The sequence below is a fragment of the Neopoerus faecalis genome (assembly GCF_029218125.1).
Lineage (GTDB): Bacteria > Bacillota > Clostridia > Oscillospirales > Oscillospiraceae > Oscillibacter > Oscillibacter faecalis_A.
The window spans coordinates 103,697-128,472 of sequence record NZ_JARFXX010000006.1; the positions used below are offsets into that span (position 1 = coordinate 103,697).

Annotated in this window: 19 protein-coding genes and 1 riboswitch; of the genes, 12 read left to right on the forward strand and 7 right to left on the reverse strand. The window is 58.0% G+C overall.

What is annotated here, in order from left to right:
* Positions 1-19: 19 nt before the first annotated feature.
* A complete protein-coding gene (locus PY311_RS08645; RefSeq protein ID WP_286148276.1) occupies positions 20-1,225 on the reverse strand; it encodes a BaiN/RdsA family NAD(P)/FAD-dependent oxidoreductase in 1,206 nt (401 codons plus the stop codon).
* A gap of 239 nt (positions 1,226-1,464) precedes the next feature.
* A riboswitch (Lysine riboswitch) is annotated at positions 1,465-1,636 on the forward strand.
* A gap of 128 nt (positions 1,637-1,764) precedes the next feature.
* Here PY311_RS08645 and PY311_RS08650 point away from each other — a divergent pair.
* From PY311_RS08650 to PY311_RS08660, 3 genes are all read left to right on the forward strand, one after another.
* Positions 1,765-2,691, forward strand: coding sequence for a transporter substrate-binding domain-containing protein (locus PY311_RS08650; protein WP_286148277.1), 927 nt, complete (start codon positions 1,765-1,767; stop codon positions 2,689-2,691).
* Between the two features lie 152 nt (positions 2,692-2,843).
* A complete protein-coding gene (locus PY311_RS08655) occupies positions 2,844-3,740 on the forward strand; it encodes an amino acid ABC transporter permease (RefSeq protein ID WP_286148278.1) in 897 nt (298 codons plus the stop codon).
* Between the two features lies 1 nt (position 3,741).
* Positions 3,742-4,485: an amino acid ABC transporter ATP-binding protein gene (locus tag PY311_RS08660; protein WP_286148279.1), complete on the forward strand. Its 744-nt coding sequence runs from the start codon at positions 3,742-3,744 to the stop codon at positions 4,483-4,485.
* 103 nt (positions 4,486-4,588) lie between these two features.
* On the opposite strand, the gene ftsH is transcribed toward PY311_RS08660, so the two are convergent.
* The gene (ftsH, locus tag PY311_RS08665) at positions 4,589-6,406 is read right to left on the reverse strand and encodes an ATP-dependent zinc metalloprotease FtsH (RefSeq protein WP_286148355.1); all 1,818 of its coding nucleotides are present in this window, start codon (positions 6,404-6,406) and stop codon (positions 4,589-4,591) included.
* Positions 6,407-6,669: 263 nt separating this feature from the next.
* Between ftsH and PY311_RS08670 the strand changes: the two genes are divergently transcribed.
* From PY311_RS08670 to PY311_RS08690, 5 genes are all read left to right on the forward strand, one after another.
* Positions 6,670-6,849: a hypothetical protein gene (locus PY311_RS08670; protein ID WP_286148281.1), complete on the forward strand. Its 180-nt coding sequence runs from the start codon at positions 6,670-6,672 to the stop codon at positions 6,847-6,849.
* Positions 6,850-7,154: 305 nt separating this feature from the next.
* Complete coding sequence (gene rpoB / locus PY311_RS08675) at positions 7,155-10,853, forward strand: DNA-directed RNA polymerase subunit beta (RefSeq protein WP_286148282.1); 3,699 nt, start codon at positions 7,155-7,157, stop codon at positions 10,851-10,853.
* 65 nt (positions 10,854-10,918) lie between these two features.
* Complete coding sequence (gene rpoC / locus PY311_RS08680; protein WP_350309724.1) at positions 10,919-14,695, forward strand: DNA-directed RNA polymerase subunit beta'; 3,777 nt, start codon at positions 10,919-10,921, stop codon at positions 14,693-14,695.
* Positions 14,696-15,251: 556 nt separating this feature from the next.
* Positions 15,252-15,422, forward strand: a complete 171-nt coding sequence (locus PY311_RS08685) for a hypothetical protein (protein WP_286148284.1) — start codon at positions 15,252-15,254, stop codon at positions 15,420-15,422.
* A gap of 198 nt (positions 15,423-15,620) precedes the next feature.
* Positions 15,621-16,334, forward strand: coding sequence for a polysaccharide deacetylase family protein (locus PY311_RS08690; RefSeq protein ID WP_286148285.1), 714 nt, complete (start codon positions 15,621-15,623; stop codon positions 16,332-16,334).
* Between the two features lies 1 nt (position 16,335).
* Here PY311_RS08690 and lexA read toward each other — a convergent pair whose 3' ends face one another.
* The gene (gene lexA / locus PY311_RS08695) at positions 16,336-16,944 is read right to left on the reverse strand and encodes a transcriptional repressor LexA (protein WP_286148286.1); all 609 of its coding nucleotides are present in this window, start codon (positions 16,942-16,944) and stop codon (positions 16,336-16,338) included.
* Between the two features lie 240 nt (positions 16,945-17,184).
* On the opposite strand from lexA, the gene secG reads away from it, so the two are divergent.
* The 4 genes from secG (at position 17,185) to acrA (ending at position 20,920) form a co-directional block, all read left to right on the forward strand.
* Positions 17,185-17,415 (forward strand): preprotein translocase subunit SecG, encoded by a 231-nt coding sequence (gene secG / locus PY311_RS08700; RefSeq protein ID WP_286148287.1) that lies wholly within the window; start codon positions 17,185-17,187, stop codon positions 17,413-17,415.
* A 408-nt stretch (positions 17,416-17,823) separates the two neighbouring features.
* A complete protein-coding gene (locus PY311_RS08705) occupies positions 17,824-18,969 on the forward strand; it encodes an acyl-CoA dehydrogenase (protein ID WP_286148288.1) in 1,146 nt (381 codons plus the stop codon).
* A gap of 21 nt (positions 18,970-18,990) precedes the next feature.
* Entirely contained in the window at positions 18,991-19,791 is an 801-nt protein-coding gene (gene acrB, locus PY311_RS08710; protein WP_286148289.1) for an acryloyl-CoA reductase electron transfer subunit gamma, read from the forward strand.
* A gap of 19 nt (positions 19,792-19,810) precedes the next feature.
* Positions 19,811-20,920, forward strand: coding sequence for an acryloyl-CoA reductase electron transfer subunit beta (gene acrA, locus PY311_RS08715; protein ID WP_286148290.1), 1,110 nt, complete (start codon positions 19,811-19,813; stop codon positions 20,918-20,920).
* 75 nt (positions 20,921-20,995) lie between these two features.
* On the opposite strand, the gene PY311_RS08720 is transcribed toward acrA, so the two are convergent.
* The 4 genes from PY311_RS08720 to PY311_RS08735 form a co-directional block, all read right to left on the reverse strand.
* Positions 20,996-21,970, reverse strand: coding sequence for a transketolase family protein (locus tag PY311_RS08720; RefSeq protein ID WP_286148292.1), 975 nt, complete (start codon positions 21,968-21,970; stop codon positions 20,996-20,998).
* A 14-nt stretch (positions 21,971-21,984) separates the two neighbouring features.
* Positions 21,985-22,818, reverse strand: a complete 834-nt coding sequence (locus PY311_RS08725; protein ID WP_286148293.1) for a transketolase — start codon at positions 22,816-22,818, stop codon at positions 21,985-21,987.
* 321 nt (positions 22,819-23,139) lie between these two features.
* Entirely contained in the window at positions 23,140-23,529 is a 390-nt protein-coding gene (locus PY311_RS08730) for a PPC domain-containing DNA-binding protein (RefSeq protein WP_286148294.1), read from the reverse strand.
* Between the two features lie 53 nt (positions 23,530-23,582).
* Positions 23,583-24,683: a PTS sugar transporter subunit IIC gene (locus tag PY311_RS08735; protein WP_286148295.1), complete on the reverse strand. Its 1,101-nt coding sequence runs from the start codon at positions 24,681-24,683 to the stop codon at positions 23,583-23,585.
* Positions 24,684-24,776 lie beyond the last annotated feature (93 nt).

Genomic DNA, 24,776 nt, shown 5'->3' on the forward strand with positions numbered 1-24,776 from the left:
CGAAAATTATTTTCTGTGATCAGGGCCGAAGCTGTCCGGCCAGATGTCCGCTGGACCACGCCCATTGGAGGTTGTAGCCGCCGCAGTCCCCGTCAATATCAAGGACCTCGCCGGCGGCGTAGAGACCGGGGACCAGGCGGCTTTGCAGCGTCTCCGGATCAAATTCGTCCGTGCGGACGCCTCCGGCCGTGACCTGCGCCCCGTCAAAGCCGAGAACGCCGGTAACAGGCAGGGCAAAATCGTGGATGGCCTCCGCAATGCGCTGCCGCTCCGCTGCACCGAGAGCGGCGACCGGCTCCGTCAGTCCAAAGCCGGCGTAGCGCAGCAGTGTGCGCCCAAGGCGGTTGTGGAGCATTCCGGCCAGCAGATTTTCCGTGGTCAGCTCCGGCATGAGCGCGGCCCGCTGCCGCAGCAGCGCCTCCGTGTCCGCCGCGGACAGCCGGGGCAGGAGGTCAATGTGGAGCGTTAAGGGCGGCTTTTCCACAGCGGCAGAGCGGGAAAGGTCAAATACGGCGGGGCCGCTGACGCCAAACTCCGTGAACTGCACCTCGCCCCGGCTCTCGGCCACGGTGTCCCGGCCCCGGCAGAGGGTCAGCTCTCCGGTGGCCCGGACGCCCTTGAGGGCCTTGACATAGGTGGTGTCGGTCTTGACCTGTACCAGCGCGGGATAGAGCTTTGTCATATTGTGGCCCATGGACTGCAAAAGGAGATACCCGCTGCGGGTGCCGCCCAGCTTGCCCCCGGCCATGCCGCCGCAGCAGACGATGACCCGGTCCGCTGCCAGCGTTTCCTCGGCAGAGGACACGGCAAAGCCGTGCTTTGTTCTGCGTAGCTGCTCCACCTCAAAGCCCGTGCGGGTAATGACCCCGGCAGCATCGGCAGCAAAGCGCAGAACGTCCAGCACACTGCCGGCCTGATCGGAATAGGGGTAGACCCGGCCGCTGTCCTCTGCCACCGTCAGAAGCCCCAGCCCGTGAAAGAACGCCAGCGCGGCCTCCGTATCAAAGGCGTCCAGCGCGGGGCGGACGAAGTCCGGGGAAAGCCCGTGGTAATGTACCGGGGCAACGTGGAGATTTGTAAGGTTGCAGCGGCCGTTGCCGGTGGAGAGCAGCTTGCGTCCCACCCGGGACTGCCGCTCCAGCAGCGTAACGGCATGGCCGTTTCGGGCGGCGGTCAGGGCGGCCATGAGGCCGGAGGCGCCGCCGCCGATGACGATGACATTCATGGGATGCTCCTTTCGCCGCGGGCGCGGCGGTGGTTCGAGTTACTGATATTATAAGGTTCCCGGCGAAAAAAGACAAGGGGGCAGTTGATGGGGGAGAAAACACAGATATTTCCGCCGATTTGCACGATAATGGCGGCTAAAAATATGAATGCCTATGCCAATGTGTGCAAATTTATCCAAAATGCGGAAAAAGAGTTGACAAGACGAAAAAGCCGCGCTACAATGCAGTCAAAATTGAATCGCTTGATAGAGGCGCGGTATTCATCAGTACCTCCCGCAAGGCCAGAGCAGCCGGGGAAGGGAAAGGGGCCACCGCCGAAGTGCTTGGACGATGCCTGTTGTCCGGGTGCTGGGTCGGCAGAGAACATCTGCCGGACTGTCACAAGTTTTTTGTGAAGCGCTATCATTGGCTGTTCGGAGAGGCCCGTTTTTCAGGGCCGGTTTTCCGTATATTCCATGGACCGCTTGACAAAGCGGTTCATTTTTTTACATTTCCCAGCCGGCGGGGAACAGAAGCGCCGGACAAGAAGGAGACAATTATGAGAAGAAGATGGATGAGCGCGATTCTGGCCCTGACCATGGCGCTGGCCCTCACCGCCTGCGGCGGCAGCAACAGCAGCACCGGCACCGATTCTGCCGACAGCACCCCCGCTGAGACGGAGATCCCCGCCGATACCACCGCTTCCGGCGGCGTGGGCGAGGACGGTGTGTTCACCGTCGGCATGGAGTGCGCCTATGCCCCCTATAACTGGACGCAGATGGACGATTCCAACGGCGCGGTCCCCATTTCCAACGTTCCCGGCGCGTATGCCAACGGCTATGACGTGATGATCGCCAAGAAGATCGCCGAGGCCAACGGCTGGGAGCTGGAGATCGTTTCTTCCGCATGGGATTCCCTGTGCCCCGCCATTCAGGCCGGTTCCATGGACGCCAACATCGCCGGTCAGTCCATGACTGCCGAGCGGATGGCCGAGGTGGACATGGCTGGTCCCTACTACTATGCTACTATCGTGGTGCTGACCACCAAGGACAGCCAGTACGCCAATGCCACCTCTATTGCCGATCTGGCCGGCGGTACCTGCACATCCCAGTTCGGTACCATCTGGTATGACTCCTGCCTGCCCCAGATCGAAAACACCAATCTGCTGGCGCCTGCCGACAGCGCTCCCGCGATGATCATGCAGCTCCAGACCGGCACTGTGGACTATGTCTGCACCGATATGCCCACCGCCATGGCCGCTGTTGCCAAGGACGATAATCTGGAGATTTTGAACTTCTCCGGCACAGACGGTGACTTCCAGTTCGCCTCTGAGGAGGAGCGGGCCGAGAACGTGAACATCGGCATCTCTGTCCAGAAGGGCAACACTGAACTGACCGAGGCTATCAACTCCGTGCTCTCCACCATGACGGAGGACGATTTCAATGCCTTGATGGACGAGGCCATTTCCATCCAGCCCGAGGTCTAAGCAAATTCGGATGGGGGCCCGATGGGCCCCCATCTATTTAAAACGGCACCCGGCGGCGTCCGCGCTGCCAGGGAACCCAACGGAGCGGCTTCGCGCAAAGCGCGAAAAAATCTGTGCTCACGGAGCAATCTGTATGATTTGGAGAGTTTGCCATGGATAAACTGGTGAAGCTGGGACAGGATATGGCCCTGCTGTGGGGAAAATACCGCCCCATGTACCTGAACGGCATCAAGAATACCCTGATTTTGGCACTGGCGGCCACGGCCATCGGCTGTTTTATCGGCCTTTTGTGCGGTGTGCTGAATACCATCCCCTATGCGAAGAATGACCCACTGCCCAAGCGCTTTCTGCTGAAGCTGGTGCGAGTCATTATCCGCGTCTATGTAGAGGTGTTCCGGGGCACGCCCATGGTGCTGCAGGCGGTGTTCATTGTCTACGGTCTGCCGTATTTCACGGATAATGCCCTGCGGTTCGACAATATCTGGACCGCAGCCATTCTCATCGTGTCCGTCAACACCGGCGCGTATATGGCCGAGTCCGTCCGGGGCGGCATTATCTCTATTGACCCCGGCCAGACCGAGGGTGCTAAGGCCATCGGCATGACCCATGTGCAGACCATGGTGAACGTCATTATGCCCCAGGCTATCCGCAACATCATTCCCCAGATCGGCAACAACTATATCATCAATGTAAAGGATACCTCCGTGATGTTCATCATCAGCTTTACGGAGTTCTTTGCAGCTCACCGCTACATTGTCGGTATCAACAATATGTATTTCCCCTCTGCCGCCATTGAGATGATCGGCTACCTGATTTTGACGCTGGTGGCCTCCGTTTTGCTGCGGCTGCTGGAAAGAATCATGGACGGCTCCGACAGTTACGAGCTGGCGCAGGGCGACCAGCTGGTGATGGCTGCCGGGACCTACAGCCATCCCGACCGGGGCACGCCCTTTGACGAGGTGAATAAGGAGTACGAGGGCGAGGAGCAGAGAGAACGTATCCGTATCGGCCTGAAGAACCGCAACGGCAGCACGAGAGGGGGACGCTGAAATGAGTGAGAATATTCTGGAAATTCGCCATCTCGGCAAGTCCTTCGGCTCCCATGAGGTGCTGCGGGACATTGATTTCAATGTCAAAAAGGGCGATGTCATTTCCATTATCGGCGCCTCTGGCTCTGGTAAGTCCACGCTGCTGCGGTGCATCAATCTGCTGGAAACGCCCAGCAGCGGCGAGATTCTCTATCACGGACGGGATGTGGCCGGCCGGGGGGTCAACGCCCCGGAGTACCGCTCCCATGTAGGCATGGTGTTCCAGTCCTTCAACCTGTTCAACAACATGACGGTGCTTCAGAACTGCATGGTGGGGCAGATGAAGGTTTTAAAGCGCGGAAAAGAGGAAGCCCGGCAGCAGGCCATGAAGTATCTGGAAAAGGTCGGCATGGCCCCTTACATCAACGCAAAGCCCCGGCAGATCTCCGGCGGACAGAAGCAGCGGGTAGCCATTGCCCGGGCGCTGGCCATGGACCCGGAGGTGCTGCTGTTCGATGAGCCTACCTCCGCTCTGGACCCGGAAATGGTGGGCGAGGTGCTCTCCGTTATGCAGGCGTTGGCCCGGGAGGGCATGACGATGCTGGTGGTGACCCACGAAATGGCCTTTGCCCGGGATGTCAGCTCTCAGGTGGTGTTCATGCATCAGGGTGTCATCTGCGAGCAGGGGAGCCCCGCCGATGTGTTCGGCAATCCCCAGCGGCAGGAGACCCGGGATTTTCTGGCCCGCTTCCGCAGCGAGGCATAAGGTGTATAGACACCTGTATAGTCACACTTCGCGCAGTAGAGTAAAAGTACAAACCCCGGCGTCTGCTTTTTGCAGACGCCGGGGTTCCTTTTTACATATCGGCTCAGCCGTTGAGAATTTTCATAAACTCGTCGCCGGTGATGGTCTCCTTCTGGTAGAGGTACTGGGAAAGCTCGTCCAGCTTCTCCCGGTTTTCCATGAGAATTTGAATCGCCTTCTGGTGAGCGGTCTTGACCAACTCTACCACCCTGCGGTCGATTTGGGTCTGGGTCTCGGCAGAGCAGGCAAGGGAGGCATCGCCGCCGAGGTACTGGTTGGAAACGGTTTCCAGCGCCACCATGTCAAAATCCTCGCTCATGCCGTACCGGGTCACCATGGCCCGGGCCAGCTTCGTGGCCTGTTCAATGTCATTGGAGGCGCCGGTGGAAATCACGCCGAAGCGGACCTCCTCGGCGGCGCGGCCGCCGGTAAGAGTGGCGATCTTGTTTTCGATTTCCTCCTTGGTCATCAGGTAGTGGTTGCCCTCCTCAACCTGCATGGTGTAGCCCAGCGCGCCGGAGGTGCGGGGGATGATGGTGATCTTCTGCACCGGGGCGGAATTGGTCTGCTTGGCGGCCACAAGGGCGTGGCCGATCTCGTGATAGGCTACCGTCCATTTTTCCTTGTCGGTGAGAATGGCGTTCTTCTTCTGATAGCCGGCGATGACCACCTCAATGCTTTCCTCGAGGTCGGACTGCGTGGCAAACTTCCGCCCGTCCCGAACGGCCCGCAGCGCCGCCTCATTGACAATGTTGGCAAGCTCTGCGCCGCTGGCGCCGGAGGCCATGCGGGCTACCTTGTTGAAGTCCACATCGTCCGCTACCTTGATTTTCCTGGCGTGGACTTTCAAAATGGCCTCCCGGCCCTTCAAATCCGGCAGCTCCACCGGCACCCGGCGGTCAAACCGGCCGGGACGGGTCAGGGCGGGGTCAAGGGACTCGGGACGGTTGGTGGCGGCCAGAATGATGACGCCGGTGTTGCCATCAAAGCCATCCATCTCCGTTAAGAGCTGGTTCAGCGTCTGCTCCCGCTCATCATTGCCGCCCATCTGACCATCACGCTTTTTGCCGATGGCGTCGATCTCGTCGATGAACACGATGCAGGGAGCCTTTTCCTTGGCCTGCTTGAAAAGGTCACGGACCTTGCTGGCGCCCATGCCTACAAACATTTCCACAAATTCGGAGCCGGACATGGAGAAGAAGGGCACATTGGCCTCGCCGGCTACGGCCTTGGCCAGCATGGTCTTGCCGGTGCCCGGAGGGCCGACAAGGAGCACGCCCTTCGGCATGGAGGCGCCGATCTCCTGATACTGCTTGGGGTTATGGAGGTAATTGACGATCTCGGTCAGGTTTTCCTTGGCCTCGTCCTCACCGGCCACATCGTCAAACTTGATGCCCTCAGCGGACTTCACATAGACCTTGGCGTTGGATTTGCCCATGTTGAACATCATGGAGTTGCTGCCGCCCATTTTTTCTATCAGCTTCCGGGACATAAACTGGCCCAGCGCAATGAAAATCAGAATCGGTGCCACCCAACCGAGAATCTGCACCAGCAGAGAGGTCTGCTCGATCTCTTCACCGGTGGTGGAAACGCCGGCATCCAGCAGGCGTTGGACCAGTTGACTGTCTGTGGAAATCATGGCGGTTTTATAGATGGATTTTCCGTCCTTGCCGGTGAACAGAATACGGTTATCCTGCTCTTGAATCTCCACCTTGTCGATCTCACCCTTTTCCGTCATGTCAACGAAGGTGTTGTAGTCTACCTCTTGAATCTGGTACTGAGACAGCCACGGCATGGCGATGAAGTTGAACAGCATCACCAGCAGCATGGCGACCAGATAGTAGAAAATCAGAGGCTTTTTCGGGGATTTGACCTCATTCATCATAGAGGCCTCCTTTTGCTTCACCCCCGGTGCGGGCCGCACGCCCAGCGGGGGAAATTTGCGGATTTCTGGAAATTGTTACAAGCCTAACACGAAAAATATAAAGTGTCCAGCAAATTTTTTGTGAACAAAAACGGGTGATAAAGCGGTGAAACGAAAAAAATGCGGCGCTGCGGGCGAAAAAGGGATTGTAAAGCGGGGACGAGCCGTGTATAATATCGGTATCCGAATTTAATATAGAATCCGACAAGGAGGAATACGATATGGGAAAGACTGCTCGTTTTGTGCTGAAAACCGTGGCTGCGGGCCTTGCGTTCTGCGCCTTTGTCTGCCTGATGGTGGGGAGCTGGAGCGATATTTACGAGGCTGCCGAGCGCTGCCGCGAGCGCCGCATGGCGAAGCGGGAGTGCAGCGATTACGCAGATGAGGACCTCTATCAGTAAATAGGGAAAGAAAAACGGCGGTACGCAGCTCTGCGTACCGCCGGTTTTTATGTCATAAGCGGTATTTTCTCCAAAATAAAAAGAAAAATCCCTTGACAGGCAAGGAATTACATGGTAAAATAAATCGCTTATGTAATCTGAACGAAAAATGTGCCTTCCCTTAGCACAAGCATAGGATAGCACATTCGCCAACAGATGACAATAGGCAATTCAAATAAATTTAACAACTCACCCGAGTGTATCGGACAGAATACCCGCCCGGCCGTTCCTCATGGCGGCGGGGCAAAAGAAAGGTGAATGTGAAGATGGCTAAGGACAAGTACTACGGCAAAACCCTCCGAAAGAATTTTGCCCGGCACGAAGAAGTCATGCCCATGCCCAATCTGCTTGAGATTCAGAAGACCTCCTACAAGGAGTTTCTGAAAACGGGTCTGAAGGAGGTTTTTGAGGACGTTGGCGCGATTTCCGACTATCAGGGCAATCTGGAGCTGACGTTCATTGACTTCCGCATGGACGAGCCTCCCAAGTACGATGTGGAGGAGTGCAAGGCCCGGGACGCCACGTATGCCGCCCCCCTGAAGGTGACGGTCCGGCTGCGGAACAAGGAGACGGAGGAGATCAAGGAGCAGGAGATCTTCATGGGCGATTTCCCCCTGATGACCCACTCCGGCACCTTTGTCATCAACGGCGCCGAGCGTGTGGTGGTCTCTCAGATCGTCCGTTCCCCCGGCGTGTACTACGGCAAGGACATTGACCTGAAGACCGATCTGCCCCTGCTGACCTCCACGGTGATTCCCTACCGCGGCGCGTGGCTGGAGTATGAGACCGACACCAACGAGGTGTTCTGGGTCCGTATCGACAAGAACCGCAAGCTGCCTATCACCTGCCTGATCCGGGCGCTGGGCCTGAAGACCGACGCCGAAATTCTGGAGCGCTTCAGCGATGACCCCCGTATTGCGGCCACGCTGGAGAAGGACCCCTGCAAGACGTATGAGGACGCCATGCTGGAGATCTACCGCAAGCTCCGTCCCGGCGAGCCCCCCACGGTGGAGGCCTCCGAGACCCTGATGAACAACCTGTTCTTCGACCCCCGGCGGTATGACCTGTCCGTGGTGGGCCGGTACAAGTTCAACAAGAAGCTGTCCCTGTGGCAGCGCGTTACCGGCTACAAGCTGGCCCAGCCCGTGGCGGACCCCGCTACTGGCGAGCTGCTGTTTGAGGACGGCCATCTGCTGAGCAAGGAGGACGCTCGTCTGCTGGATACCGTGGGCGTCGCCGAGGTCGTTATCATGGTGGAGGATCAGCCCCTGCGGGTGCAGTCCAACCGGATGTGCGATCTCAGCCACTATGTGGACTTTGACCCCGCCGAGTGCGGCATCAAGGAGCGGGTGCGCTTCGATGTGCTGCAGGAGCTGCTGGGCCAGTATTCCGGCGAGGAACTGAAGGAGCAGATCAAGCTCCACAAGGACGATCTGGTTCCCAAGCACATTATCATTGACGATATTCTCTGCTCCATCAACTACATGAACGGCCTTGCCCGGGGCATCTCCGTGAAGGACGATATCGACCATCTGGGCAACCGCCGCCTGCGCTGTGTGGGCGAGCTGCTGCAAAACCAGTTCCGCATCGGCTTCTCCCGGATGGAGCGCGTGATCCGCGAGCGCATGACCATTCAGGATCTGGATGTGGTCACGCCCCAGAGCCTCATCAATATCCGGCCCGTTACCGCGGCCATCAAGGAGTTCTTCGGCTCCAGCCCCCTGAGCCAGTTCATGGATCAGACGAACCCGCTGGCCGAGCTGACCCATAAGCGGCGTCTGTCCGCTCTGGGCCCCGGCGGTCTGAGCCGTGAGCGTGCCAACATGGAGGTCCGTGATGTGCACTACAGCCACTACGGCCGTATGTGCCCCATCGAGACCCCTGAAGGCCCCAATATCGGCCTGATCTCCTACCTTGCGACCTATGCCCGCATCAATGAGTACGGCTTTATTGAGGCGCCCTACCGCGCTGTGGATAAGGAGACCGGCAAGGTGGCCATGGAGGCCACCTACATGACCGCCGACGAGGAGGACAACTTCATCGTCGCCCAGGCCACCGAGCCCATCGGCGAGGACGGCTGTCTGGTGAATGCCCGTGTTACCGCCCGGTACCGCGATGAGATCGTGGAGGTGGATCGGGAGCGCATCGATTACGTGGACGTTTCTCCCCGTATGATGGTCTCCATCGCAACCGCCATGATCCCCTTCCTGCCTAACGATGACGCAAACCGTGCGCTGATGGGCGCAAACATGCAGCGGCAGGCCGTGCCTCTGCTCAAGCCCCACGCACCCATCGTGGGCACCGGCATGGAGCACAAGATCTGCATCGACTCCGAGATCGTGGTCCTGGCCGAGGGCGACGGCGTGGTCACCTCTGTGGACGCCCGCCATGTCACTGTCAAGTATGACAGCGGCGTGACCAAGGATTATAAGCTCACTAAGTTCCTGCGTTCCAACCACACCACCTGCATCAACCAGCATCCTATCGTGGACGTGGGCGAGCGGGTCCACGGCAAGCGCATCAACGAAAAGGGAGAGTGGGAGGACCCCACCGTTCTGGCGGACGGTCCCGCTACCGACCAGGGCGAAATCGCTCTGGGCCAGAACATCCTCGTGGGCTTCATGACATGGGAAGGCTATAACTACGAGGACGCCGTGCTGCTCAACGAGCGGCTGGTGCGGGAGGACCTGTATACCTCCATTCATATTGAGGAATTTGAGCTGGATTCCCGGGATACCAAGCTGGGACCCGAGGAGATCACCCGCGATATCCCCAACGTGGGCGAGGACGCGCTGAAGGATCTGGACGAGCGCGGCATCATCCGCGTGGGCGCCGAGGTCAAGTCCGGCGATATTCTGGTGGGTAAGGTCACACCCAAGGGCGAGACCGACCTCACTGCCGAGGAGCGCCTGCTGCGGGCTATCTTCGGCGAAAAGGCCCGCGAGGTCCGCGACACCTCCCTGAAGGTGCCACACGGCGAGAGCGGCATCGTGCTGGATACCAAGGTCTTTACCCGTGAAAACGGCGACGAGCTTGGGCCCGGCGTCAATCAGGTGGTGCGGGTGTATATCGCGCAGCGCCGCAAGATTCAGGTGGGCGATAAGATGGCAGGCCGCCACGGCAACAAGGGCGTTGTCTCCCGTGTGCTGCCTACCGAGGATATGCCCTTCCTGCCCGACGGTACGCCGCTGGACATCGTGCTGAACCCGCTGGGCGTGCCCTCCCGTATGAACATCGGTCAGGTGTTGGAGGTCCATCTGGGCTATGCCGCTCACGCGCTGGGCTACAAGGTGGCCACGCCTATTTTCGATGGCGCCACCTATGATGATATTCAGGCGGAGCTGGTGAAGGCCGGCCTTGATCCCGAGGGCAAGAGCGTACTGTACGATGGACGCACCGGCGAACCCTTTGATAACAAGGTCACGGTGGGCTATGTGTACTTCCTGAAGCTGCATCATCTGGTGGATGATAAGATTCACGCCCGTTCCACCGGCCCGTACTCCCTCGTCACGCAGCAGCCTCTGGGCGGCAAGGCCCAGTTCGGCGGCCAGCGCTTCGGCGAGATGGAAGTTTGGGCCCTGGAGGCTTACGGCGCCGCTTACACCCTGCAGGAGATTCTGACGGTGAAGTCCGACGATGTTACCGGCCGTGTCCGCACCTATGAGTCCATTGTCAAGGGCCATAACGTGCCGACGCCCGGTGTGCCTGAGTCCTTCCGCGTGCTGCTCAAGGAGCTGCAGTCCCTGTGCCTGAACATTCAGGTTCTGGATAAGGACGGAAACGTGGTGGACCTCAAGGAGGATGAGGACGCGCTGGATACCTTTAACCTCTCCCGGATGGACGCCGATGATGACCGGCACCGCAATGTCGCGGAGGACGCCGAGTTCGAGGAGTCCGGCTTCGAGTTTGAGGACGCGCCGGAGGATGCCGGCGCCGATGTGGATGTTGACTTCGACGACGAATGATCCGGAAGACCCATTCGTCACAAAACTGGATCATTTGAATCATTGAAGGAGGATAACGCGACATGATGGAAAACAATGCAGGCAACAAGTTTGCCTTTGATGCAATTAAAATCGGCATGGCTTCCCCGGAGCAGATCCGGGAGTGGTCCTACGGCGAGGTCAAAAAGCCGGAGACCATCAACTACCGCACCCTGAAGCCCGAGAAGGACGGTCTGTACTGTGAGCGCATTTTCGGGCCCACGAAGGACTGGGAGTGCCACTGCGGCAAGTATAAGAAGATTCGTTATAAGGGCAAGATCTGCGACCGCTGCGGCGTGGAGGTCACCCGCTCCAAGGTCCGCCGGGAGCGCATGGGTCACATTGAGCTGGCCACCCCGGTCTCTCACATCTGGTATTTCAAGGGCATCCCCTCCCGGATGGGTCTGCTGCTGGACATCAGCCCCCGGATTCTGGAGAAGGTGCTGTATTTCGCCAACTATATCGTCACCGATCCCGGCGAAACGCCCCTGACCAAAAACCAGATTCTCTCCGAGAAGGAATACCGCGATTACCGCGAAAAATATGAGGACGATTTTCAGGCCGGCATGGGCGCTGAGGCCGTGAAGAAGCTGCTGGCGGATGTGGACCTTGAGGCCCTTTCCGCCCAGCTCCACGCCGAGCTGAAGGACGCCTCCGGCCAGAAGAAGGCCCGTATCGTCAAGCGGTTGGAGGTGGTGGACGCTTTCCGTCTTTCCGGCAACAAGCCGGAGTGGATGGTCATGGACGTTCTGCCGGTGCTGCCCCCCGATCTGCGCCCCATGGTGCAGTTGGATGGCGGACGCTTCGCCACCTCTGACCTCAATGACCTGTACCGCCGGGTCATCAACCGCAATAACCGCCTCAAGCGGCTCATGGACCTCAACGCCCCCGATATCATCGTCCGCAACGAGAAGCGGATGCTGCAGGAGGCCGTGGACGCCCTCATCGACAATGGCCGCCGCGGCCGCGCTGTTACCGGCGCCAACAACCGTGCCCTCAAGTCCCTCAGTGACTTCCTGAAGGGAAAGCAGGGCCGTTTCCGCCAGAATCTGCTGGGCAAGCGCGTGGACTACTCCGGCCGCAGCGTTATCGTGGTCGGCCCCGAGCTGAAGATCTATCAGTGCGGCGTGCCTAAGGAGATGGCCGTGGAGCTGTTCCGCCCCTTTATCATGAAGAAGCTGGTGGAGGACGGCACCGCCAATAACATCAAGTCCGCCAAGAAGATGGTGGATAAGGGCACCACCGAGGTGTGGGATGCGCTGGACGTCATCATCAAGGATCACCCCGTTATGCTCAACCGCGCGCCGACCCTGCACCGTCTGGGTATTCAGGCCTTCGAGCCGGTGCTGGTGGATGGCCGCGCCCTGAAGCTGCACCCCCTGAACTGCACCGCCTTCAACGCCGACTTCGACGGCGACCAGATGGCAATTCACGTGCCCCTGTCTGCCGAGGCACAGGCCGAGGCCCGTATCCTGATGCTCTCTGCCAACAACCTGCTGCGTCCTCAGGACGGCGGCCCTGTCACCGTGCCGACGCAGGATATGGTGCTGGGCTCCTACTACCTGACCATGGACCGCATGGGCAAGGCGGAGATCGGCGCGGAGAACATCTGGTGCGAGGACGCCGGCGATACGAACCTTCCCGCTCAGAGCATTGTGGACGCTGATGAGTTCCTTGCGGCCAACGCCGCGCTGGAAAAGGGCCAGAAGCCCGCGACCTTCAAGCCCATCCATGTGTATGCCAGCGAGGATGAGGCTCTTATGGCCTACAACGAGCGCATCATCGGGCCCCACTGCCCGCTTCTGGTGCGCCGTACGCTGGAGGTCAACGGCGAGAAGATTACCCGTGTGGTTCCCGGCACCCCCGGCCGTATCATTTTCAACAAGAACATCCCGCAGGACCTCGGCTTCGTGGACCGCAGCGATCCCGACCACATCTGCGACTACGAGATCACCTTTACCTGCGGTAAGAAGCAACTGGGCCAGATCGTTGACCGCACCATCAACAAGCACGGCTTCACCGTGGCCTCTGAGGTGCTGGATGCCATCAAGGCCACCGGCTACCATAATTCCACCATTGCCGCCATCACCGTTTCCATCGCGGATATGACCATCCCGCCCAAGAAGTACGAGCTGGTCCATCAGTCCGAGCAGATGGTGGTGGACATCGAAAACCAGTACAAGATGGGCTTTATGACCGACCATGAGCGCTATAAGCAGGTGGTGCAGGTCTGGGAGAAGACCACCGACGAGGTCTCCACCGCTCTGCAGGAGAATCTGGACCGCTACAACCCCATCTTCATGATGGCGGACTCCGGCGCCCGTGGCTCCATGAAGCAGATTCGTCAGTTGGCCGGTATGCGCGGCCTGATCGCAAACACCGCTGGTAAGACCATCGAAATCCCCATCAAGGCAAACTACCGCGAGGGCCTGACCGCTCTGGAATACTTCATTTCCAGCCGCGGCGCCCGTAAGGGTTTGGCCGATACCGCTCTGCGTACCGCAGACTCCGGTTATCTGACACGCCGCATGGTGGACGTCTCTCAGGACGTCATCATCCGCGAGCAGGACTGCGGCGTGACTCACGGCATCAAGGTCTCCCGTATCAGTGAGAACGGTCAGGTCATTGAGAAGTTCTCCGACCGTGTCCGGGGCCGCTTCCTCGTGGGCGATGTTGTGGACCCCGAGACCCGTGAGGTCCTGATTCCCAACAGCAAGATGATGACCGAAGACGATGCCAAGCTCATGGAGAGCCGTGCATGGGTCCAGCTCAATCCCCGGGAGGGCGATGTGTGTGCCTTCGACCCGGCCAAGGACGAGTATCCCACTGTCATGATCCGCACTGTTCTGACCTGCAAGGCCCACAGCGGTGTGTGCGCCAAGTGCTATGGCATGAACCTTGCCACGCAGCAGCCTGTCGGCCCCGGCGAGGCAGTCGGCATTATCGCAGCCCAGTCCATCGGCGAGCCCGGTACCCAGCTGACCATGCGTACCTTCCATACCGGCGGTCTGGCCGGCGGCGACATCACGCAGGGCCTTCCCCGTGTTGAGGAGCTGTTCGAGGCCCGGAAGCCCAAGCGTATGGCCACGCTGGCAGAGATCGGCGGCACCGTGAAGTTCGAGGAGGCTACCAAGGGCAGCCTGCTGAACATCATCATCACCGCGCCGGACGGAGACACCCGCACCTACGCCGTGCCTCACACGGGTCTGCAGGTGAAGGATGGCGATGTCATTGAAAAGGGCACCCAGCTCACCTACGGCGCACTGAACCCCCACGAGGTCCTGCGCATCCGCGGCAATGACGCAGTGTACAACTACCTCATCCAAGAGGTCCTGCGTGTGTACCGTCAGCAGGGCGTTGACATCAACGATAAGCACATTGAGGTCATTGTCCGCCAGATGATGCGAAAAGTTCGTATGGAGGATTCCGGCGACACGAAGCTGCTGGATGGCTCTATGGTGGACGTTCTGGAATTTGACGCCGCCAATGAGGAAATCGACCGCCGCAACGCGGCAGGCGAGACCAACGAGCAGGGCGAGCCTCTGCGCCACGCGCAGGCGACCCAGTTGCTGATGGGTATTACAAAGGCGTCTCTGGCCACCGATTCCTTCCTGTCCGCTGCTTCCTTCCAGGAGACGACCAAGGTTCTGACCGAGGCCGCTATCAAGGGCAAGAAGGACCATCTGGTGGGCCTGAAGGAGAATGTCATCATCGGCAAGCTGATTCCCGCCGGTACCGGTCTGCAGGCATACCACGATTTTGCCGAGCAGCTTGTGCCCGACGAGACAGTTGAGGAAAAGGAAGCCACGCTGGAGGAGATTTAAGGCGAAAAGCCCTCTGTTCAAACACGGCAGGTATCCCTTAAAAGAATAAAAGGCAGGCACCGATTTCGCATCGGTGCCTGCCTTTTTGCGGCTGGTTATGCTAACAGCAAATGTACTCGTGTGGCTTTGATTTCTCACAAATCCTTGCAACCGGCATGAGGGTATTATGTTATGCTTTTATCCATAAGAGTTGATTTTGTGGGACATAGCAAAATGAAACGAAGCTTGTATAGGGTCATATCGGGACTTGCTCTGATATGCGCGTTATTTGCCGTTTTTCTTTATTCCCGTCATGATATAGGCATAGCGGCTGCCAAACTGGAGACGGATATCCGCGGCTCATCAAAAATACAGGCCGATTGGACTGTTGACGGAAGTGTTTCCAACACAATGGCGGCCTATATTGCGTATCCGCAGGAGCGGACGGACCATTCGTTTGAATCGTCCCGGACTTTCCTTTGGCTATTTCTTTTGCGACGGGGGAAACCTTTCGAGTGTAGATAAGGAAATTCTGGCGTGCACAGTGGAGGGATACAAGGAGCAGGCGTTTATTTCCATGAACCGGCAACAGGCGGCACGGGCAGAAATTGATGACGGAAACGAAGTTCAAGTGCTGGATATTGACAGCAGGAAGCCCTTTGCAATCGTTCTGCCCGTCAATGCAGGAAGCATTACCTTTTATGATATAAACGGAAATACGCTGCTGTACCAGAGAAATCCACTTTGATCAACGGTTTATCAAAAAATTGAAAATCCGCAGCAAAAAACAGGACAGGCACAGAGATTTTTGTGCCTGTCCTGTTTTTCATGAAAAAAGAAAAAACAACCGCTGCCTGATTTTTCATGGTTTCTCTGCATTTGACAACAGTAATTTTCCCGCGCAGGCATAAACTATGTCTGAATACGGGAAGAAAGAGCGATAGGAATGCAAAAACTGCTGTCAATTTTTATTTATCTGCTGATGCTGATTTTCATAGAGTCTGCCGCCGAGGTGACGGGTGTTCCGGCCTCAGCACCGGCCGAAATTTCGGCAGAGCCGAAGTACGTGGCGCTGACCTTTGATGACGGACCTCGGCGGGATACAACGGCCCGCCTGCTGGATGGCCTGCGGCAGCGGGGGGCCAGCGCGACATTTTTTCTGGTGGGGGAGCGGCTGGCGGGTAATGAGGACCTTGTTCTACGGATGCAGAGAGAGGGGCACCAAATCGGAAATCATACCTACAGCCATATCCGGCTGGATGGCAGCGACGCGGCCGGGCAGCTGGCCGACATCGAGGAGGCTCAGCGGGCCATCTGCGGCATTTTAGGCACGGAAAGCTGCTGGCTGCGCCCACCATATGGCCTTGTGGCGCCGACGGTACAGGCCGGAATCACGGTGCCTATGGTGCACTGGTCCGTAGACCCACGGGACTGGGAAAGCCGCAATACGGACAAGGTGGTACGGGCCGTGCTGGAGGCGGTGCAGCCTGGAGATATCATTCTGCTGCACGATATTTACTCCACCTCTGTAGACGCGGCGCTTCAGATCGTGGACACGCTGGAGGAGCAGGGGTATTGGCTTGTTACGGTGGAGGAGCTGCTGATCCTTGGCGGAATTCAACCGCAGGAAGGAGTGCTGTACCGCTCCGCCGGAAAATGACTCAATACTGCCGCACCACGGCCACAACCTTGCCGAGAATCTGAGCGTAGGTACCGTCAATCGGGGAGTAGGCGTCATTTTCCGGCAGCAGCCAGACATGGCCGCCCTTGCGGGAAAAGCGCTTGACTGTGGCCTCATCGTCGATCATGGCCACCACGATCTCGCCTTGGTTACAGGTCTGCTGCTGGCGCACTACCACCAGATCGCCGGGCAGAATTCCGGCGTTCAGCATGGATTCTCCCCGGACCCGCAGCGCAAAGTGTGTGTCGCCGAGGCGACCGGTATCAAAGGTCAGGTAATCCTCAATACATTCCTGCGCCAGAATGGGGCTGCCGGCAGCCACATTTCCCACAATGGGGACCTTTCCGGCAGGCGTTTCGTCTATCTCCGGCGCGGCAGGGGCGGGATGCGTCAGGCTGATGGCACGGCCCTTGCCCGCGCCAATCTCAATGACGCCGAGATCCGCCAGCTTTTTCAGATGGAAGTGGACGGTAGACGGGGACTTCAGCCCTACGGCCTCGCCAATCTCCCGGACAGAGGGGGGATAGCCCTGTTCATGGATGCAGGCGGCGATGTAATCGTAAATTTTCTGCTGCATATTGGAGAGCATGAATGTACCTCCTGACCGGCGCTGCCTGACAGGCCGGGAATTTTCTGGCATCAGTATAGCATAATAGAACCGAAAATGCAAACATTTGTTCTATACACTGGCAAAATTTTTGCCAAGAGAAAAGAGTGCGGACATTTTGAAATTTGTACTTGAAATGGTACACGGATTGTGGTATGATTTCATTCTGTAAAATGATTTCCTGTGCCTGTACGCACGAATGAATGTTGGAGGTTTTCCATTATGAAACTTGCTGTTACGATTTTACAGTTGCTTTGCGGTCTGGCGATCATTCTGATCGTGCTGTTCCAGTCCGGCAAGAGCGAGGGCCTGTCCGGCGCCATCGGCGGCGTGGCTGATTCCTTCCTTGCCAAGAACAAGGCTCGGACCATTGATGCTAAGCTGGCCCGCGCGACCAAGTGGTTCGGCGCGGTGTTTCTGGTGCTCACTATGGCGCTGCTGATCATGAACTGATTTTTACTTAAAAAAGAGCGTGCGTAGATTTTCTACGCACGCTCTTTTTTCCATGTAAAACGGTACATAATGTGGCAGCAAAATCAGCGCCGGGATACGGAAATTTCACGGTTTTACATAAGCGACAGTTTTTTCAAAAAAATTTGTCGCTTTTAACGAGAGGCTTTTCCTTGCCTTTCTTTCAAGGCTGCGTTATAATTTTCACATAGTATCAGTGATAAAAGGCTCCGAGAGCGCAACAGGGGAGGTCTCCCGCTGTTGCATTTCTTTGAGTGCTGTTGTTAAAAGTCTGACAATGGTGTTTCACGGGTACGTTCATTCGTATTGCTTACTTCGGGTCAGGGAACCCTTTGGCACCCTCCCGGGGGACTGTAATAACCGAACAAGAAATTGTAGGAGGATCGAATCATGGATTTTCATCTGACAAACGAGCAGCAGATGCTCCGCAAGATGTACCGGGAATTCGCCGAGAACGAGGTCAAGCCTCTGGCTGAGGAGATCGATGAGGAAGAGCGCTTCCCCATGGAGACCGTCGAGAAAATGGCGAAGCTGGGCATGATGGGCATCTACTTCCCCAAGGAGTACGGCGGCGCCGGCGGCGATGTTCTGTCCTATGCCATGTGCGTGGAGGAGCTGGCCAAGGTCTGCGGTACAACTGCTGTTATCGTTTCTGCACACACCTCTTTGTGCTGCGCTCCCATTTTTGAGAACGGCACCGAGGAGCAGAAGAAGAAGTATCTGCCCGACCTGCTGAGCGGCCGCAAGATCGGCGCCTTCGGCCTGACTGAGCCCAACGCCGGTACCGACGCTTCCGGCCAGCAGACCACCGCTGTCAAGAACGAGAATGGTGACTATGTCCTCAACGGCAGCAAGTGCTTCATCACCAACGGCAACGTGGCCGATACCTTCGTGGTGTTCGCCATGACCGATAAGACCAAGGGCAACCACGGCATTTCCGCCTTCATCGTGGAAAAGAGCTTCCCCGGCTTCTCTACCGGCAAGCACGAGAAGAAGATGGGCATTCGCGGCTCCTCCACCTGCGATCTGATCTTTGAGGACTGCGTAGTTCCCAAGGAGAATCTGCTGGGTAAGGAAGGCAAGGGCTTCAAGATCGCCATGCAGACGCTGGATGGCGGTCGTATCGGCATCGCCTCTCAGGCTCTGGGTCTGGGCGAGGGCGCTGTCAACGAGGCCATTAAGTATACGCAGGAGCGTGTTCAGTTCGGCCGCCGCCTGAGCCAGTTCCAGAACACCCAGTTCCAGCTGGCCGATATGCACACCCGTATGCAGGCCGCGCAGTATCTGGTGTATGCCGCTGCTATGAAGAAGCAGAACCATGAGGATTACTCCATGGACGCTTCCATGGCCAAGCTGTTTGCCGCTGAGGCCGCTTCCGATGTGACCCGCCGCGCCGTGCAGCTGTTCGGCGGCTACGGCTACACCCGTGAGTATCCCGTGGAGCGCATGATGCGCGACGCCAAGATCACCGAGATCTATGAGGGTACTTCTGAGGTCCAGCGCATGGTTATTTCCAGCCGCTTGGGCGTGAAATAATTTAAGGAGGTAAAGGTTAAAATGAAAATTATTGTTTCTATTAAGCAGGTTCCCGATACCTCCGGCAAGGTCGCTGTCAACCCCGATGGTACGCTGAACCGTGCTTCCATGCAGACCATCACCAACCCCGATGACATGAATGCTCTGGAGGCCGCCCTGAAGATCAAGGACGCCACCGGCTGCCCGGTCACCGTTGTCACCATGGGCCCCCCTCCCGCCGCCGGTATGCTGCGTGAGGCGCTGGCTATGGGCGCTGACGAGGCCTATCTGGTTTCCGCCCGCGAGTTCGGCGGTTCCGATACTTACGCTACCTCTCAGATTCTGGCTGCCGCCATCAACAAGATTGGCGTGGAGAAGGACGATGTTGTGCTGTGCGGCCGTCAGGCTATCGACGGTGATACCGCGCAGGTCGGTCCCCAGATCGCCGAGAAGCTGCATCTGCCCCAGGTTACCTACGCCGCCGACATCCAGAAAGATGGCGATACCATTACCGTCAAGCGTATGCTGGAGGACGGTTACATGACCATCAAGGTCCACACCCCCTGCCTGCTGACCTGCATCAAGGAGCTCAACGAGCCCCGTTACATGAGCGTCGGCGGCGTGTTTGAGGCTTATTCCAAGCCCTTGACCACGCTGGGCTATGAGGACCTGAAGGACGATCCCCTGATCGATGCTACCACCATCGGCCTGAAGGGCTCTCCCACCAACATCTTCAAGAGCTTCACGCCTCCCCAGAAGGGTGCCGGCATGATGCTGGAGGGTGCTGACAAGGCCACCTGCGAAAAGCTGGCCGGCATTCTGGCCGCCAAGCACATCATCTGAGAAAGGGGATAGAAGAATTATGTCTAACTTCAACAGTGCTGATATCGCTGCTTTCAAGGATGTATGGGTGTTCTGCGAGCAGCGTGAGGGCAAGCTGATGCCCACCGATTTCGAGCTGATCTCCAAGGGCCGCGACCTTGCCGACGAGCTGGGCGTGAACCTGTGCGGTCTGCTGCTGGGCGGCGAGGGCATTGAGTCCGCCGCTAAGGAGCTGGGCGGCTACGGCGCCGACAAGGTCATTGTCTGCGAGAGCCCCCTGCTGGCTACCTACACCACCGACGCCTACGCCAAGGTCATCTGCGACGTGATCGAGGACCTGAAGCCCGAGGCTTTCCTGATCGGCGCCACCAACATCGGCCGTGATCTGGGCCCCCGCTGCGCGGCCCGTCTGCACACCGGCCTGTGCGCTGACTGCACCCACCTGGACGTGGATGTTCCCAACTACATCCAGTTCCTGCGTGAGAGCTCCACGCTGGACGTGGACTCCATGAAGTGGGATATGGAGGACCGTAACCTGAAGATGACCCGTCCTGCTTTCGGCGGTCACCTGATGGCTACCATCATCTGCCCCCGCTTCCGTCCCTGCATGGCTACTGTCCGTCCCGGCGTTATGAAGAAGAACGCCTTTGACGAGGCCAAGGCCAACGCTGTGGAGATCGTGAAGCCCAACTTCACTCTGACTGCTGAGGACATCCACACCGACGTTACCGAGGTGGTGAAGGCCGCCAAGAAGCTGGTGGACCTCATCGGCGCCGATTACATCGTGTCCGTTGGCCGCGGCATTTCCAAGGACGTTGAGGGCGGCATCAAGCTGGCTGAGGAGCTGGCTGAGGTTCTCGGCGGTGTTGTGGGCGGCTCCCGTGCCACCATCGACTCCGGCTGGCTGTCTGCCGACCATCAGGTGGGTCAGACCGGCAAGACCGTCCATCCCAAGGTGTACGTTGCTCTGGGTATCTCCGGCGCCATCCAGCACAAGGCTGGTATGCAGGATTCCGAGTGCATCATCGCCGTCAACAAGAACGACACCGCTCCCATCTTTGAGATCGCTGACTACGGCATCTGCGGCGACCTGTTCAAGGTCACTCCCATGCTGATCGAGGCCATCAAGGCTGCCAAGGCCGCGAAGTAAGCTGAAATCTAATTAAAAGAGCGCCATCCTTTCGGATGGCGCTCCTTTTTTATTTTTAAAACGGGGAAATCGGCTTTACTTCCGGCTGATTGCCTTTTTGACCGCGGCCACGATATTAACGGATCGGAGCCCGTACTCATCCATCAAAAAGTCCTGCGGGCCGACCTGACCGAACCGGTCCTGCACACCGACAAATTCCTGAATGGTCGGCGCATTTTTCGCAAGGCAGTTAGCAACCACACTGCCAAGACCGCAGGTGACATTGTGATTTTCGGCGGTGACGATGGCGCCGGTCTCCCGGGCGGCCTTGATGACCAACTCCTCATCCAGCGGCTTCCATGTAAACAGGTCGATGACCCGAACGGAGATTCCCTCTGCCTGAAGCGCCTCATAGGCTTTCAGAGCCTCGTCCACCATAATGCCGGAGGTGAGGATGGCGGCAGCATCGTGGTCGCTCTCGTGGAGGACAACGCCCTTGCCGATGGGGAACTCGGAACCGTCCTCATAGACCTTGATGATGCCCTTACGCACAAAGCGGGTGTAGGTCACGCCCTTGGTGATGCCGGGAAGCTGGCGGGTAATACTTGCAAGCTGGGCGTAGTCAGCGGGGTCCAGCACGGTGGTCTCCGGGATGCTGAGGTACATGGCGGCGTCCTCCAGCGGCATATGGGTGCCGCCGTTGAAGGCGGCGCAGACGCCGGCATCGGAGCCCAGAACGTGTACCGTCAGTCCGGAATAGGCAGCGGACATATAAATCTGGTCATAACAGCGGCGGGAGGAAAAGGATCCGAAGGAATGGAAGAATACCTTTTTTCCGGTGGCGGCCAGACCGGCGGCAACACCGGCGGCATTACCCTCGGCAATACCGGCCTCAAGGGCGCGGTCGGGATAGTTTTTGAGAAGCTGCTTCGTATTGATGCAGCCGGTCAGGTCACAGTCCACATAGCAAATGGACTTGTCCTCGGCCATCATTTCGTTCAGGGGCAGGGCCAGCGCGTCGCGGCAGGCGCGGGAGTCCTTTTCATGCTTTCCAATCAGTTTTACGCTCATCTCTCGCACCCTCCTCAAGCGTTTTCAATGGCCTTCAAAGCCTTTTCGGAAGCGGCAATGGCCTCAGCCCACTGCTCCTCGCTGGGCTGGGAGGAGTGGTCATGCTTCGGTTCGGCAAAGGTCGCGCCCTTGCCCTTGCAGGTGTCCAGCACGATACAGCTGGGAACACCCTTTTTCGCGTAGGCATTCTGAATGGCGTCATAGATGGCCTGCAGGTCATGTCCGTTGATCTCCTGCGTGTAGAGGCCAAAGGACGCGGCCTTTTTGGCGAGGTCGCCGTGGGCCAGAATGTCATCTGTGGGACCGTCCAACTGATAGCCGTTTTTGTCAATAAAATAGATGAGGTTGTCCAGCTTGTGAGCATAGGCAAAGTGGAAAGCCTCCCAGACCTCGCCCTCATCGGCCTCGCCATCGCCTACAACGCAGAAAACATGATTGGTACGGCCATCAATTTTGTTGCCGAGGGCGGCGCCGGCGGCAGAGGAGGCACCCTGTCCTAAGGAGCCGGTGGTCAGATCCACGCCGGGCGTCAGCTTCCGGTCCGTGTGGCTGGGAAATTTGGTGTGGGGCTGGTTCAGGGTGTAGGCCTCCTCCATGGGGTAAAAGCCCACAAGACCGAAGGTGGCGTAGGCCACGGGGCCGGCGTGGCCCTTACTGAGCACCAGCCAGTCGCGGTCCTCCCAGCGGGGGTTCTTGGGATCATAGCGCATGACCTCGCCATACAGCACGGCCATCAGGTCTGCCAGATCCATAGAGCCGCCCACATGGCCGAAGCCCCGGGAGTGGATGACCTTCAGGGTCTCCAGCCGGATTTTGGCCGCCAAGATACTGCACTTCTTTACATCCATGTAATATACGCATCCTTTCTGATAGATGAATGAGCTGCTTAAAGAGATTTGCGGGGCGTGAACAGGCGCGTAAGCATACCGCGATATACCGTAAGATGTGTGCCTCGGCAATAAACGGGTACAGTATGCGGAAAAATGCCTGTGTTTACATCTATTTTAAACCATAAATGCGCGAAACGTCAACAGATGTTCCGCTTTTGCCGTCTGAAATGCAAACAAAATAAAATGAAATCCAGACTGATTTTTATAAAGAACAGAGAAAAAAGAACATTCCGGCCGAAAACGGCCGGAATGTTCGTAAAATGTGCTGTTGTCAAAGCGTTAAAAGTGCCAGAGATTGCGCTGAATCACAGGGTCCATGGCCCGCTCCACCTGGCCGTCCAGCACCCGGACGATCAACTCGCCGGTGACGCGAATCACGGCGCGTGTCAGGTGTCCGCCCACGGGGCGGTCATCCTGTTCGGCGGCATTGAGATGAAGATGGCAATAGAATTGCCCGTCCATGGTATCAATGGTTCCCAGCAGGGAGGTGATCTCATAGCAGCCCTCATAGTGGTGGGCCTTTAAATCAAAGGCGCTGAGGGCACCAATGCCCTGTACGGAAGCAAGCGAAATCTGTTCTGCCTCTGCAAAGCGGCGGAGCGACTCCATGACCTCCTCGCCCTGATCCAGACGGAGCACATAGGTATCGCCGAATTTCCTGTATTCCATGAAACGCACCTCACATTCCTTTTTACCAAGGATAGCACGGCTGCGGCGGAAAATCAAGGGAGCTTCAGGTCTCCGTCCTTGACCCAGCCGGCTCTGCGGCAGAACTGATTGATAAGGGGACAGAGAATAGCGGGCAGAATAAAGGAAATCAGCAGGAGGCCCGCCCAGTCAAAGGCAGTGGGGATAATGGCCGCGGCGCCGTTGGCTACGGCAGCCTCGCTGGGAGCCACCCAGCCTGTCCAGACACCCAGTTGGCCGCACAGGCCGCAGGTTCCCATGCCGGAGTTGATGGCCGCGCCATTCATTTCCAGATGGAACAGACAGGTGGCAATAGGACCGGTGATGGCGGAGGTGACAATGGGAGCGATCCAGACCCGGGGATTTTTCACGATGTTCGGCATTTGCAGCATGGAGGTGCCGAGGCCCTGGCTGATGAGACCGCCCCAGCCGTTTTCCCGGAAGCTCATCACGGCAAAACCCACCATCTGCGCACAGCAGCCTGCCACGGCGGCGCCGCCGGCAAGCCCGGTCAGGCTCAGGACGGAGCAGATGGCGGCAGAGGAGATGGGCAGCGTCAGGGCGATTCCCACTAAAACGGATACGAGAATACCCATCAGGAAGGGCTGGAGCGCCGTGGCCTGCATGATGACCTGACCGAAGGCGCTGGCCGCCGCGCCGATGGGCGGCGCAATGAGGTAGGCCGCGCCGACGCCGATGAGGGTGGTGACAATGGGCGTGACCAGAATGTCGATCTTGGTTTCCTTGCTGACGGCCTTACCGCATTCGGCGGCGATGATGGCGACAAACAGCACTGCCAGCGGGCCGCCCGCGCCGCCCAGCAGGTTGCAGGCATAGCCCACGGCCGCCAGAGAGAACAACACCAGCGGCGGGGCCTGCAAGGCGTAGCCGATAGCGATGGCCATAGCGGGGCCGCTCATGAAGGAGGTCAGGCCGCCTACGGTATAGGGAACCTTTTCGGCGATCTGCGCGGTGAGAAAGTCGATGTGGAACTGGCTGCCGAGGGTATTGAGGATGGTGCCGATGAGCAGGGAGCAGAAAAGGCCCTGTGCCATGGCCCCCAGTGCGTCGATGCCATAGCGCTTCGCGGAAAAGACGATGTTCTTGCGCTGCAAAAATTTCTTGATGCTTTCCATGGGTGTGTATCCTTTACAAAATGATAGAGTATACAGGTGTCTTGACACCTGTATACTCTATCATACACATAGTTTCTCCGGCTGTCAACCGTG

What these genes read in the sequence shown, in the direction of transcription:
- PY311_RS08645 (WP_286148276.1), bottom strand. Translation starts at nt 1,225, where the DNA reads ATGAATGTCATCGTCATCGGCGGCGGCGCCTCCGGCCTCATGGCCGCC.
- PY311_RS08650 (WP_286148277.1), top strand. Translation starts at nt 1,765, where the DNA reads ATGAGAAGAAGATGGATGAGCGCGATTCTGGCCCTGACCATGGCGCTG.
- PY311_RS08655 (WP_286148278.1), top strand. Translation starts at nt 2,844, where the DNA reads ATGGATAAACTGGTGAAGCTGGGACAGGATATGGCCCTGCTGTGGGGA.
- PY311_RS08660 (WP_286148279.1), top strand. Translation starts at nt 3,742, where the DNA reads ATGAGTGAGAATATTCTGGAAATTCGCCATCTCGGCAAGTCCTTCGGC.
- ftsH (WP_286148355.1), bottom strand. Translation starts at nt 6,406, where the DNA reads ATGAATGAGGTCAAATCCCCGAAAAAGCCTCTGATTTTCTACTATCTG.
- PY311_RS08670 (WP_286148281.1), top strand. Translation starts at nt 6,670, where the DNA reads ATGGGAAAGACTGCTCGTTTTGTGCTGAAAACCGTGGCTGCGGGCCTT.
- rpoB (WP_286148282.1), top strand. Translation starts at nt 7,155, where the DNA reads ATGGCTAAGGACAAGTACTACGGCAAAACCCTCCGAAAGAATTTTGCC.
- rpoC (WP_350309724.1), top strand. Translation starts at nt 10,919, where the DNA reads ATGGAAAACAATGCAGGCAACAAGTTTGCCTTTGATGCAATTAAAATC.
- PY311_RS08685 (WP_286148284.1), top strand. Translation starts at nt 15,252, where the DNA reads ATGAACCGGCAACAGGCGGCACGGGCAGAAATTGATGACGGAAACGAA.
- PY311_RS08690 (WP_286148285.1), top strand. Translation starts at nt 15,621, where the DNA reads ATGCAAAAACTGCTGTCAATTTTTATTTATCTGCTGATGCTGATTTTC.
- lexA (WP_286148286.1), bottom strand. Translation starts at nt 16,944, where the DNA reads ATGCTCTCCAATATGCAGCAGAAAATTTACGATTACATCGCCGCCTGC.
- secG (WP_286148287.1), top strand. Translation starts at nt 17,185, where the DNA reads ATGAAACTTGCTGTTACGATTTTACAGTTGCTTTGCGGTCTGGCGATC.
- PY311_RS08705 (WP_286148288.1), top strand. Translation starts at nt 17,824, where the DNA reads ATGGATTTTCATCTGACAAACGAGCAGCAGATGCTCCGCAAGATGTAC.
- acrB (WP_286148289.1), top strand. Translation starts at nt 18,991, where the DNA reads ATGAAAATTATTGTTTCTATTAAGCAGGTTCCCGATACCTCCGGCAAG.
- acrA (WP_286148290.1), top strand. Translation starts at nt 19,811, where the DNA reads ATGTCTAACTTCAACAGTGCTGATATCGCTGCTTTCAAGGATGTATGG.
- PY311_RS08720 (WP_286148292.1), bottom strand. Translation starts at nt 21,970, where the DNA reads ATGAGCGTAAAACTGATTGGAAAGCATGAAAAGGACTCCCGCGCCTGC.
- PY311_RS08725 (WP_286148293.1), bottom strand. Translation starts at nt 22,818, where the DNA reads ATGGATGTAAAGAAGTGCAGTATCTTGGCGGCCAAAATCCGGCTGGAG.
- PY311_RS08730 (WP_286148294.1), bottom strand. Translation starts at nt 23,529, where the DNA reads ATGGAATACAGGAAATTCGGCGATACCTATGTGCTCCGTCTGGATCAG.
- PY311_RS08735 (WP_286148295.1), bottom strand. Translation starts at nt 24,683, where the DNA reads ATGGAAAGCATCAAGAAATTTTTGCAGCGCAAGAACATCGTCTTTTCC.